The 12,168-nt window shown below is 58.6% G+C and carries 13 protein-coding genes and 1 riboswitch; all 13 genes read right to left on the bottom strand.

Annotation, left to right across the window (positions count from 1 at the left end; translation table 11 throughout):
- Positions 1 to 43: 43 nt before the first annotated feature.
- Positions 44 to 577 (bottom strand): spore maturation protein, encoded by a 534-nt coding sequence (locus AC06G8_RS09530; RefSeq protein WP_021878382.1) that lies wholly within the window; start codon positions 575 to 577, stop codon positions 44 to 46.
- A 24-nt stretch (positions 578 to 601) separates the two neighbouring features.
- The gene (locus AC06G8_RS09525) at positions 602 to 1,288 is read right to left on the bottom strand and encodes a nucleoside recognition domain-containing protein (protein ID WP_447661810.1); all 687 of its coding nucleotides are present in this window, start codon (positions 1,286 to 1,288) and stop codon (positions 602 to 604) included.
- Between the two features lie 21 nt (positions 1,289 to 1,309).
- Positions 1,310 to 2,500, bottom strand: a complete 1,191-nt coding sequence (locus AC06G8_RS09520) for a serine hydrolase (protein ID WP_447661811.1) — start codon at positions 2,498 to 2,500, stop codon at positions 1,310 to 1,312.
- Positions 2,501 to 2,637: 137 nt separating this feature from the next.
- Positions 2,638 to 3,099 carry a GerW family sporulation protein gene (gene ytfJ / locus AC06G8_RS09515; RefSeq protein WP_447661812.1) on the bottom strand — a complete coding sequence of 154 codons (462 nt, stop codon included), beginning with the start codon at positions 3,097 to 3,099 and terminating at the stop codon, positions 2,638 to 2,640.
- Complete coding sequence (locus AC06G8_RS09510; RefSeq protein WP_480285133.1) at positions 3,072 to 3,758, bottom strand: DUF2953 domain-containing protein; 687 nt, start codon at positions 3,756 to 3,758, stop codon at positions 3,072 to 3,074. The genes ytfJ and AC06G8_RS09510 overlap by 28 nt, the downstream gene beginning before the upstream one ends.
- Before the next feature lie 115 nt (positions 3,759 to 3,873).
- Positions 3,874 to 4,443 carry an SMC-Scp complex subunit ScpB gene (scpB, locus tag AC06G8_RS09505; RefSeq protein ID WP_480285132.1) on the bottom strand — a complete coding sequence of 190 codons (570 nt, stop codon included), beginning with the start codon at positions 4,441 to 4,443 and terminating at the stop codon, positions 3,874 to 3,876.
- Positions 4,444 to 4,456: 13 nt separating this feature from the next.
- A complete protein-coding gene (locus tag AC06G8_RS09500; RefSeq protein ID WP_076356475.1) occupies positions 4,457 to 5,239 on the bottom strand; it encodes a segregation and condensation protein A in 783 nt (260 codons plus the stop codon).
- A gap of 86 nt (positions 5,240 to 5,325) precedes the next feature.
- Positions 5,326 to 5,796 carry a 6,7-dimethyl-8-ribityllumazine synthase gene (gene ribH, locus AC06G8_RS09495; RefSeq protein ID WP_447661814.1) on the bottom strand — a complete coding sequence of 157 codons (471 nt, stop codon included), beginning with the start codon at positions 5,794 to 5,796 and terminating at the stop codon, positions 5,326 to 5,328.
- A gap of 37 nt (positions 5,797 to 5,833) precedes the next feature.
- Complete coding sequence (locus AC06G8_RS09490; RefSeq protein WP_480285131.1) at positions 5,834 to 7,066, bottom strand: bifunctional 3,4-dihydroxy-2-butanone-4-phosphate synthase/GTP cyclohydrolase II; 1,233 nt, start codon at positions 7,064 to 7,066, stop codon at positions 5,834 to 5,836.
- A gap of 24 nt (positions 7,067 to 7,090) precedes the next feature.
- The gene (locus tag AC06G8_RS09485; RefSeq protein ID WP_447661816.1) at positions 7,091 to 7,765 is read right to left on the bottom strand and encodes a riboflavin synthase; all 675 of its coding nucleotides are present in this window, start codon (positions 7,763 to 7,765) and stop codon (positions 7,091 to 7,093) included.
- Entirely contained in the window at positions 7,750 to 8,880 is a 1,131-nt protein-coding gene (ribD, locus tag AC06G8_RS09480) for a bifunctional diaminohydroxyphosphoribosylaminopyrimidine deaminase/5-amino-6-(5-phosphoribosylamino)uracil reductase RibD (protein WP_480285130.1), read from the bottom strand. The genes AC06G8_RS09485 and ribD overlap by 16 nt, the downstream gene beginning before the upstream one ends.
- 277 nt (positions 8,881 to 9,157) lie before the next feature.
- Positions 9,158 to 9,361: riboswitch (FMN riboswitch) on the bottom strand.
- A 217-nt stretch (positions 9,362 to 9,578) separates the two neighbouring features.
- Positions 9,579 to 10,010: a peptidylprolyl isomerase gene (locus AC06G8_RS09475; protein ID WP_447661818.1), complete on the bottom strand. Its 432-nt coding sequence runs from the start codon at positions 10,008 to 10,010 to the stop codon at positions 9,579 to 9,581.
- A 798-nt stretch (positions 10,011 to 10,808) separates the two neighbouring features.
- Positions 10,809 to 12,140, bottom strand: a complete 1,332-nt coding sequence (gene lysA / locus AC06G8_RS09470; RefSeq protein ID WP_480285129.1) for a diaminopimelate decarboxylase — start codon at positions 12,138 to 12,140, stop codon at positions 10,809 to 10,811.
- Between the last annotated feature and the right edge of the window lie 28 nt (positions 12,141 to 12,168).

Below are 12,168 nucleotides of genomic sequence, written 5' to 3'. Positions count from 1 at the left end.
AGGAGCAGGCTTGATCTATTGATGGTTAGGCGAGTGGCGCGGCTCAGTTGAATATGTACAAGCAGATGAATACCGCCGCGAGAAAACCGACCAGATCGGAAACCAAGCCGACCTTCAGGGCATAACGGGTTTTGCGGATTCCGACCGCTCCAAAATAAACCGTCAGGACGTACAGCGTCGTATCCGTGCTCCCTTGAATCGTGGAGGCGATTCTCCCGATCATGCTGTCCGGCCCATAGGTCTGGATCAGGTCGGCCGTGAAGGCGAGCGAGCCGGCGCCGGTGAGCGGACGCAGGAAGGCCAGCGGAAGAACCTCGCCGGGAATGCCCGCCTTTCCCAGCAGAGGCTGGATGAAGCCGACGATGACATCCATCGCTCCGGAAGCGCGGAACATGCTGATCGCGACCAGCATGCCGACAAGATGCGGGATGATGCCGATCGCCGTGCCGAATCCTTCCTTGGCCCCCTCCGTGAACGTCTCGTAGACGGGAACTTTGCGGTAGGCGCCGTAGAGCGGGATGAAGGCGATGATCGCGGGGATCATCCAGGCGGATAGGATATTGATCATCTGCAGCATGGACTTGTCTCCCCTTCCCGTTGTCTAGGCCGGAGGCCGGGCAGCGCCGGGAGGCGCCGTTCCGGACGAGCGGCTCCTGCCGCTGGAACGAAGCCCGTTATCGCGCGGATAGGCAGGGGGCATGAGCTCCGCCGGCGGCTGCTTGCGCCTGTACCAGCGGTCCAAGGCGATGGCGGCCGCAGTCGCGACAGCGGTAGCGGCCAGCGTCGTGCCGACGATCTCCGCCGGGTTCGCAGAGCCGTAGTTCATCCGGATTGCGATCAGAGTCGTAGGTACGAGCGTGATGCTGGATGTATTGAGGGCAAGCAAGGTGCACATGGCCGGGCTGGCCGTGTCCGGCCTCGGATTGAGCTTCTGCAGCTCCTGCATCGCCTTGATTCCCATCGGCGTGGCGGCATTGCCGAGTCCCAGGATGTTGGCGCTCATGTTGCTCATGATATAGCCAAGCGCTGGATGGCCGCTCGGCACATCCGGGAACAGCAGGCGCACGAGAGGGCTCAGCAGCTTGGCCAGCCGCTTCAGCAGCCCGGCGTCCTCGGCAATTCTCATGAGTCCCATCCAGAATACGAGAATGCTGATCAGCCCGAAGCAGATCGTCACTCCGTTTTTGGCTCCGTCGAAAGCCGCCTGCGTGACTTGGTCCATCCTGCCTGTGAATGCCGCCGCCGCGATGCTGACCACGATGAAAAACAGCCAGATCCAGTTGACCAACCGGCATCAGCTCCTTCCGCTCTACTTGCCGAACAATACCTCTTCCGTCTTCTTGAGCGCTGCCGCGAATCTCTCGGAGCGGGTCGGGAACATGCCGCCCGGCCGGAACGAACCCGCAGGCTTGTCGGGCATGCCGAGCCTCGGGCTGCCGGCATCATAGACAGGTGACCCGCCGATCGGCTTTCCTGCCAGCGACCATTCCAGCTTGCCGCGTTCTCCGAGAGCATAGCGCGTCGGCTGCTTCGCCGAGTCCAGCAGAATAAGCTTCGCGGTCAGTCCGGCTTCCTCTCCCTCGGCAAGCGGGTAGCTGAAGCTTCTCCCGGACGCCAGGGGATAGCCTTGGACTGCCTCGCCTTTCTTGGCGATCTGGCGCAAAGGGTAATGCTGGAATCCCCAATCAAGCATGTTCTGATGATCCTTCCAATCGTCCCGGTCGTTCAAGGTGACGGCCGCAAGCTGCTGGCCGTTCCGGGTCGCAGAGCTCACCAGGCAGCGCAGAGCTGTTTTCGTATAGCCGGTTTTGACCCCGTCCGCGCCTTCATAGAAGGCCAGCATCTTGTTCTTGTTCGCCCAGCTGTAGTCCCACGGATCGTTGGGGTTCGGCGCTTTGCGCACCTTGGTCTTGACGATGTCCGCGAACACCGGATTGTGCAGGGCATAGGCGGCAAGCTTCGCAAGATCGTTCGCTGTGGAGAGATGGCCCTTCTGGTCCAGTCCATGGGGGTTTTCGAAATGCGAATGCTCCAGACCGATCCATTCCGCCTTCTCGTTCATCATGCGGACGAAGCCTTCCTCCGAACCTCCGACATGCTCCGCGATCGCCGTGGCGGCATCGTTGCCGGAACGCAGCATCAGGCCGTACAGCATATTGTGCAAGCTCATTTTCTCGCCCAGACGCAAATAGATCGAAGAGCCTTCCTTGCCCACGGCACGCGGACCTACAGTCACCGTATCCTTGATATTTCCGTCTTCGATGGCGGTGATCGCGGTCATGATCTTGGTCAGGCTGGCGATAAGCATCGGCTCGTCGCCCGACTCGCTGTACAGAATCCTGCCGGACTGCACGTCGATCAATGCGCTGGCCTTGGCGCTGGTGGACAACGGAGCGGGCTCGGCCGCAGCTGTTCCCGTCCGGACCGTAAGGACAAGAGCGCAGGACAGCAGCGCCGCGCCCCACGTTTTGAATGCCGATTTTGCCGTCAATTCGTACATCCTCCTTGAAGGATCAGCCAAGGGCCGACTCCCTGTTGATAGATTATGTGCCTTGTCCCGCAATTATGAACAAGCTCTCTTCCAAGAAAAAAAACTGCCCGTCTCGCGGGCAGCGGAAAGGCCTATTGGCCCGGAAATCAAATGAGATGATCGGTGTCGATAAGAGTGCTTTCCACACGTTCTGTCCCGTTGTTGCTGCGGAACATGCCGGTAATCTTCTCGAACGCCTGCGGCACCGAATCGATGACTCTCTCGACGAGATGCGTCTGGTTGTCTAGCGGCACGACGCGGACGCCATGACTGCCGACAACTAGAAATGCGATCGGCGTGATGGATACCCCGCCGCCGCTGCCGCCGCCGAATGGCAGCGATATGTTCGCCGAGCTTCCCTCCGTTTGGGACTGCGCGCTATTGTCCGATCCGTCATAACGGATGTCGCTTCCTCCCGCGACAAAACCGAAGCCGACTTTGCTGATCGGCATGATGACGCTGCCGTCCGGCGTCTGCACGGGATCGCCGACGATCGTGTTGACGTCCACCATTTCCTTGATATTCTCCATGGCGGTCTGCATTAGGCCTTGAATAGGATGTTCTGCCATAATCTGACGCCTCCTCCCGTTCTCTTCATCCGGACAAGCAGCTGCAGTCCGGCAAGGATAGCATAACCAAAGCGGATTTGGGCTATGCACAAGAAACTCGTTGTAAACCCTGCGCCGCGGTATTCGGGCTGGACCGTGACGGAAGGCTTTGTTTTGAGCCGGGTCAGCTGCGAGAGCACGCCAAGAATGGCCGATTTGACGGACCATACCATTCCCGTGGCCATTGCAGTCCATACCGCGTCCCCGGTTCCGATGGCGGAGTTCCATTCCCATTTCCGCACTTCCACTCTCGAAAGCGTATGGCGTGCAAGGCCGGTCAGATCGTCGGTCTGCCTCAACATCCGTTTGGCCCGCTCGATCCACTTGTTCACGCTCTCCATCGTAACCTTGCCGTCTCTGCGTGTCTCCGTGTCCAGGACGCCCTTATCCAGATTGGTCTGGTTGCGGACATCGACACCGCCGCCGGTCAGGCGGATGAACGGAACGGACCACTTGTAGTGCAGAAGCCCGAACAAGGTCCGGAATTCAACGACGATATTGTCATCCTTGCCTGTCCGCTCGAACTCCGCCCGGATCCGCAGCGGAGCCAGCCAAGCGGAGGCGACGGCGATTGCGAGCAGAATAAGAGGCGTAAGCCAGCCATAAGGGTAGCCAAGCATGTCTGCACCACCTTTGAGGGCAGCCTTGGCTGTTCTTCTGCGGCCGCGCCTATGGCTAGCATGCCCAGAAATGAAAAAAAAGACCGGCTTATGCCGATCTTTTTTGCATTCCGCGTCAGTCGTTTCCTTCCCTGTCCGCATCGTCTATCGTCAGCTGCCGCTGCTCCAGCCTGTCGAACAGCAGCTGGGTCTGCTCGTCCAGATCGTTGTCCGGACTGACCGAGGAAGGCTCGGGCAGAGAGGCCAAGGATGACAGCTCGAAGTGGTCGAGGAAGGACCGGGTCGTCCCGTAAAGGATCGGCCTGCCGATCTGCTCGGCTCTGCCCTTCTCTTCGATCAGATCCTTGGCGGCCAGAGTCTGGATCGCCTTCTCGCTCTTGACCCCGCGGATCTCCTCGATCTCCACCCTCGTAATCGGCTGGCGGTAGGCTACGATCGCCAGCGTTTCAAGCGCCGCCTGGGACAAGCTCGACCGCGTCGGACTGTAAGCCATCCGCTCGAAGTAGGCCGCATGGCCGGGATGGGTCGTGAATCGGAATGCCCCTGCCACTTCGGCGATGCGGATCCCCCTCCCGTCCTTCTCCATATCTGCTTGGAGAGAGCGGGCGATGTCCGCCGCGGCCTTGGCGTCGATCTCCATGATATCCGCCAGCTGGCGGGCGTTCAGTCCTTCATCTCCTGCCATGAACAGGAGTCCCTCAATAATCGATTTCAGTTGCTGATACATCACTTTCAGACGTTTCCCCTCTCCAATGGATGACAATATCGTCGAACAGGCTGTTCTGGAACACGCGGACCTGCTTCATCTTCATCAGCTCCAGAATGGCCAGAAACGTCACGACGATCTCATGACGCTCCAAGCCGCCGCCGATCAGCCGGGAGAAGCGGACCGTCTCATGCTCGCGCAGCAGCTCCGAGATGTCACGGATGCGGTCCTTCACGCTGATCTCGTCCCTGTGCACCGTAGCGACGGCGCTGCGGCGGACGGCCTTGCGCAGAGCTTTGCGGAAGGCGGCCATGAGGTCGGTCAAGTCAAGCCCTTCCAGAGGATGGGTGTCGTCTTCCTTCAAATAAGGAGTCAGGTCCTCCGGCTCCTTGCTGTACACGAGGCTTCTGGCCATCTCGCGGTCGCGAAGCTGCTCGGCAAGCTGCTTGAACCTGCGGTATTCCACCAGCTTGAGCACGAGCTCATCCCGCGGGTCAAGGCCTTCGTCCTCATCCCAGTACTCTTCGTATTCCTCCATGACCGGAGGCCTCGGCAGCAGCTGGCCGCTCTTCATCGCGAGCAGAGTGGCAGCCATGACGAGAAACTCGCTCGTCACATCCAGCTCCATCTCCTGCATCGCATGAAGATACTCCATATACTGATCCGTGATGCGGCTTACCGGTATGTCGTAGATTTCGATTTCTTCTTTGTCGAGCAAGTGAAGCAGCAGATCCAGCGGCCCTTCAAATGACTCCAGTTTGTAGTGCACGGACATGCCGCTTCACCCTCCGTCTAGTCGTCCCGCTCGTTCGTATGCGTATCGGACGGCGGAACGTTGCGCCGGCAAGGTCTGTTCCTTGCTCAGCCCTGGATGGATCGGGTCAGATTCGCCATCTCGATGGCTGCCGTCGCCGCTTCCCATCCTTTGTTGCCTGCCTTTGTTCCGGCCCGCTCCACGGCCTGTTCGATGGAATCGGTCGTCAGAACGCCGAAGATGGTCGGAATCCCGGTCTTCAGGTTGATGGCCGCCACCCCTTTGGCTACCTCGCTGCATACGTAGTCGAAGTGGGGCGTCGATCCCCGAATGACAGCACCGAGCGTAATGACCGCATCGTACTTGCCGCTTTCGGCCATTTTCTGCGCGATCAAGGGAATCTCGAACGCTCCCGGAACCCAGGCCACTTCCACTTCTTCTTCTCCAGCGCCATGGCGCTTGAACGCATCCAGCGCCCCGCTCAGCAGCTTGCCTGTGATGAATTCGTTGAACCTGCCGACGACAACCCCGTATTTAAGACCTTGCGAGACCAGATGTCCTTCATAATATTTCGTCATGGAACTGAACACACCTTTCTATTCTATGATAATCGGCTTATATTTCAAACTCCAACAGATGGCCTAGCTTCGATTTTTTTGTATTCAGATAGTTCGTATTGCTTTCGTTGCGCTCCATCTGGATCGGAACCCGCTCCACAACGCTCAGTCCGTAGCCTTCCAGACCGCGGATTTTGCGGGGATTGTTCGTCATCAGGCGCATCTCGGCGATGCCGAGGTCGCGCAGGATCTGGGCTCCAATGCCATAATCCCGCAAGTCCGCCCCGAAGCCGAGCTTCAGGTTCGCCTCTACCGTATCAAATCCCTGCTCTTGCAGCTTGTAGGCTTTGAGTTTGTTGATGAGCCCGATCCCTCTGCCTTCCTGCCTCATGTAGAGCAGGACGCCGCTCCCGGCTTCCTCGATCTGACGGAGAGCCGCCGCCAGCTGCGGACCGCAATCGCAGCGGCGCGAATGGAAGACGTCGCCCGTCAAGCATTCCGAATGGACGCGGACAAGCGTCGGCTTGGACGGATCGATCTCTCCCTTCACGAAGGCCACATGCTCCTTCCCGTCTGTCTCATTGGTGTAGGCCACAGCCCGGAAAACCCCGAAGTCGGTCGGCATGTTCACCTCTACCACCCGTTCGACAAGCTTGTCGCGGCGATGGCGGTACTGGATCAGCGCTTGGATGGTAATGAGCTTCAAGCCATGCTTCTCCTTGAACGCGGTCAGATCGGGCAGCCTGGCCATCGTTCCGTCTTCCTTGATGATTTCGCAGATAGCCGCTCCGGGCTTGGAGCCGCACAGCCGGGCCAGATCGATCGCGGCTTCCGTATGTCCAGCCCGGCGCAGCACCCCGCCGTCCTTGGCGATCAGCGGGAAGATATGGCCCGGACGGCGGAAGTCGCCCGCCTTGGCCGTCCCGTCGACCAGCGCCTTGATCGTCTCCGCACGCTCATGGGCGGATATGCCGGTCGTCGTGGAGATATGGTCGACGGATACCGTGAACGCCGTTCCGTGATAGTCCGTATTTTGCGACACCATCGGAGGCAGCTCCAGTTCCTCGGCTCTTTCCGCCGTAATCGGCACGCATACGAGTCCGCGGGCTTCCGTAATCATGAAATTGACGACGGCCGGAGACAGCTTGTCGGCCAGCGCGATCAGATCTCCTTCGTTCTCGCGGTCATCGTCGTCGACGACGATGACGGGCTTGCCTGCAAGCAGCTCCTGGATCGCTTCCTCGACGGTATCGAACGGTGACGGTCCTTCTTGATGGTCAAAGTGTTCCACTTCTGTCCTCTCCCTTCAGGCTTCTCAAATAAATCCATTATCGGCAAGGAAGGCGGCGCTTAGACCGCCAGAGGGCTGGGAAGCGGAAGGCGAGGATACGGATCGGCTGCCGTAATGAAGCAGGTGATCCACGTATTTCCCGACAATGTCGCATTCCAGATTGACGGTGTCTCCGGCTTTTTTATGCTGAAGCACCGTCTGGGCCAACGTGTGGGGGATGATCGATATGTCGAGTCCGCCGCCTTCCGTACCGGTTACCGTGAGGCTGATACCGTCGACTGTAATGGATCCCTGGGGAATGACATATCGCATAAGCGCGTCATCATGAGGCTTGATCCGGAACACGACCGCGTTGGCGTCGACCCTGCGCTGCATGATCATGCCGGTGCCGTCCACATGCCCTTGAACGATATGCCCTCCGAACCTCCCCCCTGCCGCCATCGCCCGTTCCAGATTGACGGGGCTTCCGGCCGGGAGGTCCTTCAGATTCGTATGACGGTAGGTTTCCGGCATGACGTCCACATTGAAGCTTCGTTTGTCCCAGGAAGTAACCGTCAGGCACACTCCATTGACGGAAATGCTGTCCCCGAGGCCGACCCCTTCCAAAACCTTGGAAGCTCCAATAGTCAGCAAGAGAGCCTCGCCCCTCTGGGACACCCGCTGCAGGGTGCCTATTTCTTCGATCAAGCCGGTGAACATGGCTCAGCCTCCTTATCTCCGTAAAGCGGAACTCCGGACAAGCACCAGTCGTCTCCGAACCGCTCCATCTCCGTATCCACGAGGGTTATCGCCTCTTCCATCCGCAGAAACCCGCCGAAATCAAAGCTTCCCGGCGAAGCGGCTCCCCCTCCGATGATTTTCGGAGCGAAAAACAGCCTGATCCGGTCGACGAGCCTGTTATCCAGCATGCCCCCGTTCAGCCTGCCCCCTCCTTCGAGGAGGATCGAGCCGATTTCTCTCTCGCCGAGCTGCTTCATTCCCTGCTTCAAGTCGACCGTACGGCCATTGCCGCAAAGGATCACCTCGGCGCCGGCGGCTTCCAGAGCCGCCCGCTTCGCCGGGTCGGCAGCGCCAGACGCCAGCACGATGACCGGGGCGGCGCCATCCATAAGCTTGGCCTTCGGCGGGAGCCGCAGCGTTGAATCGACAACGATCCGGACCGGCTGGAGCGCCGGCACGGAAAGCCTTGCGCTGAGCGAAGGGTCGTCGGCCAGCACGGTCCCGATCCCGACCATGATGCCTTGATGGCGATGTCTCAGCGCATGGACCGCCTCGCGTGATTCCGGTCCGGTAATCCACCGGCTGTCGCCGCTTTTCGCCGCGATCTTGCCGTCCAGCGTCGAGGCCGTCTTGAGCGTGACGAACGGAAGCCCGGTCGTAATGAATTTGTTGAACGCTTCATTCAGACGTCTGGATTCCGCTTCGCGGACTCCGGTGACGACCTCGATGCCGGCCTCGCGAAGCTTGCCGGCTCCGCTTCCCGCGACAGCGGGATTCGGGTCGATCGCCGCAATCACGACCTTGGCCGCGCGGGCGGCAATGATCCGATCGCAGCACGGCGGCGTCCGGCCGAAGTGGCTGCATGGCTCAAGCGTCACATAGACGGTCGAGCCTTCCGCTTCTTCGCCGGCCATATTGAGCGCATGCACCTCGGCATGGCCTTCTCCCCGTTTCAGATGCGCTCCGATGCCGACGATGCGGCCGTTGTTGACGACGACGCAGCCGACGACCGGATTGACCGAGGTCTGCCCCGACGTCTTTGCAGCCATCTCCAGGGCCAGATCCATATAAAATCCGTCGTCCATCCGTTCCATAACGCAAAAACACCCCCGACGCTAAACCTTCGGGGGTGTGGATGACAATCGAGTCCGCTTAGGATGATCACGCCGGCAAGGAAAGTACAGTTCCTTGCCAGGGTAGGGGAAAGCAGACGGACACCCGTCGCTATTCCCCCATGCATGCTTCGTACCAGCAGGTGTCTATGGCAAAACATTTCGCGAATAAGCCAAACATCCTCCATCCGGAGGGATGGCCTTCGCTGATGGATGCCAAAATAGACGCCTTGGAACAAGGCATGGCGAGCATCAAAAGCGGCTCCTTCTCCCATCCAGACTGTACTGTCGGTCCTGGAATCTCACCAGGTCCACCGCTTGCCTTGCGCCGCAGGCTCTCGAGATCTTGCGGGAAATGGCAATCGGGTCACGGACTTGCCGCGCTGCCGAGCGGAGCATGTGCTCATGCGCTCGCAGGCGGATCACCGCCGGTTGGGACTTTCACCCGACCCCGAAGGAAACCGCTGTATTTGGTTCAAACCTGTCGAACGATCATGCCGGCAAGAAACTGTATCCAGAATGATAACTGTTCTTCCTGCATCTTACCTTGCCTCCATCCAAATTGCAAGTCGGCGGCTTGGAATTGGAGCCGTTCCGGCTTCGCGGCTGCGGACAAGGGAGAAAAGAAATAAGCCGGCAGAGGGCTGTCCCTCCGCCGGACTATTCGGGCAAAGCCTTCCTTAAGCCTCGGAAACTTCTACTTTGGCCATTTTCGCGCCGTTGTTGAACGCATCGACATACTCCATGCCCTTGGCAACTTTGCCGAAGACCGTATGCTGTCCGTCCAGATGCGGCTGCGGCTGATAGCAGATGTAGAACTGGCTGCCGCCCGTATTGCGTCCCGCATGCGCCATCGCGAGGGAGCCGCGCTCATGCTTGTTCGGGTTGATCTCGCAGTTGATCGTATAGCCAGGGCCGCCGGTGCCGGTGCCGTTCGGGCAGCCGCCTTGAGCGACGAATCCCGGAATGACGCGGTGGAAGCTCAGTCCGTTGTAGAAGCCCTCGTTCGCGAGCTTTTCAAAATTGGCGACCGTGTTCGGGGCGTCCTTTTCGAACAGGTCCAGAACCACTTCTCCGCCGTTTTCCAGCGTGATTTTTGCTTGTTTTGCCATGATAGTCACTCCTTGTCCTCTAACGGTATGTACGGATTCTATCATACACTAAGGCAGCATTCCAAGCAAAACGGCAGCTGTCCAAACAGAGGACAGCCCCGTTTGCGCAGGAGTAGAGAGAAACCGCGGTTCTCGCGCGGGTTCTATTCTCGAAAAGCAAAACGGCAGCTGTCCAAACAGAGGACAGCTCCGTTTGCGCAGGAGCAGAGAGAAACCGCGGTTCTCGTGCGGGTTCTATTCTCGAAAAGCAAAACGGCAGCTGTCCAAACAGAGGACAGCTCCGTTTGCGCAGGAGCAGAGAGAAACCGCGGTTCTCGCGCGGGTTCTATTCTCGAAAAGCAAAACGGCAGCTGTCCAAACAGAGGACAGCTCCGTTTGCACAGGAGCAGAGAGAAACCTTTGTTGTCCGTCCATCAATACGTTGGATAAGTTCGTCAAACACGGTGTTCATTCCAAATTTTTGAAATTAGACGAATAATTCGTCTAATTCCCATCTCTTTACCCTAAACTCGAGGAAATAAGGCGGAAAACCCGTCTTATTTGCTCCTTTTTACTTTAAACTTAAGAAATAAGGCGGAAAACCCGTCTTATTCGCTCCTATTTACCTTAATCTCAAGGAATAAGGCGGAAAACCCTTCTTATTCGCTCCTATTTACCCTAATTTCAAGGAATTAGGCGAAAAATCCGTCTAATTCACTCACTACCGAAGAACCTCGGAGAACTAGGCAAACGGAATTAAAAAAAGAGAAGCCCGACGTTGATTAACGCGGGTTTCTCCGAAGGGCTATGCTTTTACGACTAGGATTGGACGCCAGCCTTGCGCAGGCGCTCAGGCAGAAGGTCGTTTCTGGATATATCTTCCAGAGATTCGCGCTGCACGGCGAGGTCGGACTGGCCGTCCTTGACGAGGACGACGGCCGGCCGGCGGATCCGGTTGTAGTTGCTCGCCATCGCGTAGTTGTAGGCGCCGGTGCAGAATACAGCCAGCAGATCGCCGCTTTCCGCCTTCGGCAGCTCGAGGTCCCAGATGAGCATATCGCCGCTCTCGCAGCATTTGCCCGCTACGGAAACCGTCTCGCTCGCTGGCTCGGAAGCGCGGTTCGCAAGCACGGCGTCGTACTTGGATTCATACAGCGCAGGGCGCGGATTGTCGGTCATGCCGCCGTCGACGGCGACGTACTTGCGCACGCCGGGAATTTCCTTGAACGTGCCGACGGTATACAGCGTCGTACCGGCATCTCCCACGATGCTGCGGCCCGGCTCGATCCAGATCTCGGGCAGCGGATAGTCGGCTGCGGAGAAGTTGGAGCGGATCGCATCGGTGATCGCGGCGATATAGGTACTGGCCGGAAGCGGGGCATCCTCTTCCGTGTAGCGGATGCCGAAGCCGCCGCCGAGGTTGATGACGCGGAAGATATGGCCCAGCTTGTCTCGGACTTCGACAGAGAATTCAGCCGCTTTGGCAGCGGCCATGCGGAATCCTTCCACTTCGAAGATTTGGGAGCCGATATGGGAGTGGATGCCCAGAAGCACGATATTATCGAGCTTGGACGCTTCCTCTACGGCACGATAAGCGGCACCGGCCGCAAGATCGAAGCCGAACTTCGAATCCTGCTGTCCCGTGGAAATATAGTCATGGGTATGCGCTTCTACACCCGGTGTGATCCGCAGCAGAATATTGACTTTGCGGTTTTTGGACCCGGCGATCGCGTTCAGCAACTCAAGCTCCGTGAAGTTGTCCACCACGAAGCAGCCGATGCCGGCGTCGATGGCCATCTCGATCTCGAAAGGCGTCTTGTTGTTGCCGTGGAAGTGGATGCGTTCTGCCGGGAAACCGGCCTGCAGAGCTGTGTGCAGCTCTCCGTCGGATACGACGTCGAGAGACATCCCTTCCTGCTCGGCGATCGCGCACATCGCCACGGTGCTGAACGCCTTGCTTGCGTAAGCAACCTGGAACTTGAATCCGGAAGCCTTGAATGCGTCGACATATTCCCTTGCACGCTGACGCACAAGAGCCTCATCGACAATATAAAGCGGAGTGCCGTACTGTTCCGCCAGATCCTTCGTATCGCAGCCGCCGATTTCCAGGCGGCCCTGTTCATTGACTTGGGCTGTTCCGTGCAAATACATGAAAAGAGCACCTTCTTTCCGCCCTCCG

The organism is Paenibacillus sp. SJS-P3 (assembly GCF_056711585.1).
Note: the sequence above shows the minus strand (reverse complement) of the source record. Positions and strands in the feature narration are given on the sequence as shown.

Bases quoted from the DNA above. Each gene is read 5' to 3' on its own strand.
- AC06G8_RS09530 (WP_021878382.1), bottom strand. From the start codon at position 577: ATGCTGCAGATGATCAATATCCTATCCGCCTGGATGATCCCCGCGATC.
- AC06G8_RS09520 (WP_447661811.1), bottom strand. From the start codon at position 2,500: ATGTACGAATTGACGGCAAAATCGGCATTCAAAACGTGGGGCGCGGCG.
- ytfJ (WP_447661812.1), bottom strand. From the start codon at position 3,099: ATGGCAGAACATCCTATTCAAGGCCTAATGCAGACCGCCATGGAGAAT.
- AC06G8_RS09510 (WP_480285133.1), bottom strand. From the start codon at position 3,758: ATGCTTGGCTACCCTTATGGCTGGCTTACGCCTCTTATTCTGCTCGCA.
- scpB (WP_480285132.1), bottom strand. From the start codon at position 4,443: ATGGCAGGAGATGAAGGACTGAACGCCCGCCAGCTGGCGGATATCATG.
- AC06G8_RS09500 (WP_076356475.1), bottom strand. From the start codon at position 5,239: ATGTCCGTGCACTACAAACTGGAGTCATTTGAAGGGCCGCTGGATCTG.
- ribH (WP_447661814.1), bottom strand. From the start codon at position 5,796: ATGACGAAATATTATGAAGGACATCTGGTCTCGCAAGGTCTTAAATAC.
- AC06G8_RS09485 (WP_447661816.1), bottom strand. From the start codon at position 7,765: ATGTTCACCGGCTTGATCGAAGAAATAGGCACCCTGCAGCGGGTGTCC.
- ribD (WP_480285130.1), bottom strand. From the start codon at position 8,880: ATGGAACGGATGGACGACGGATTTTATATGGATCTGGCCCTGGAGATG.
- AC06G8_RS09475 (WP_447661818.1), bottom strand. From the start codon at position 10,010: ATGGCAAAACAAGCAAAAATCACGCTGGAAAACGGCGGAGAAGTGGTT.
- lysA (WP_480285129.1), bottom strand. From the start codon at position 12,140: ATGTATTTGCACGGAACAGCCCAAGTCAATGAACAGGGCCGCCTGGAA.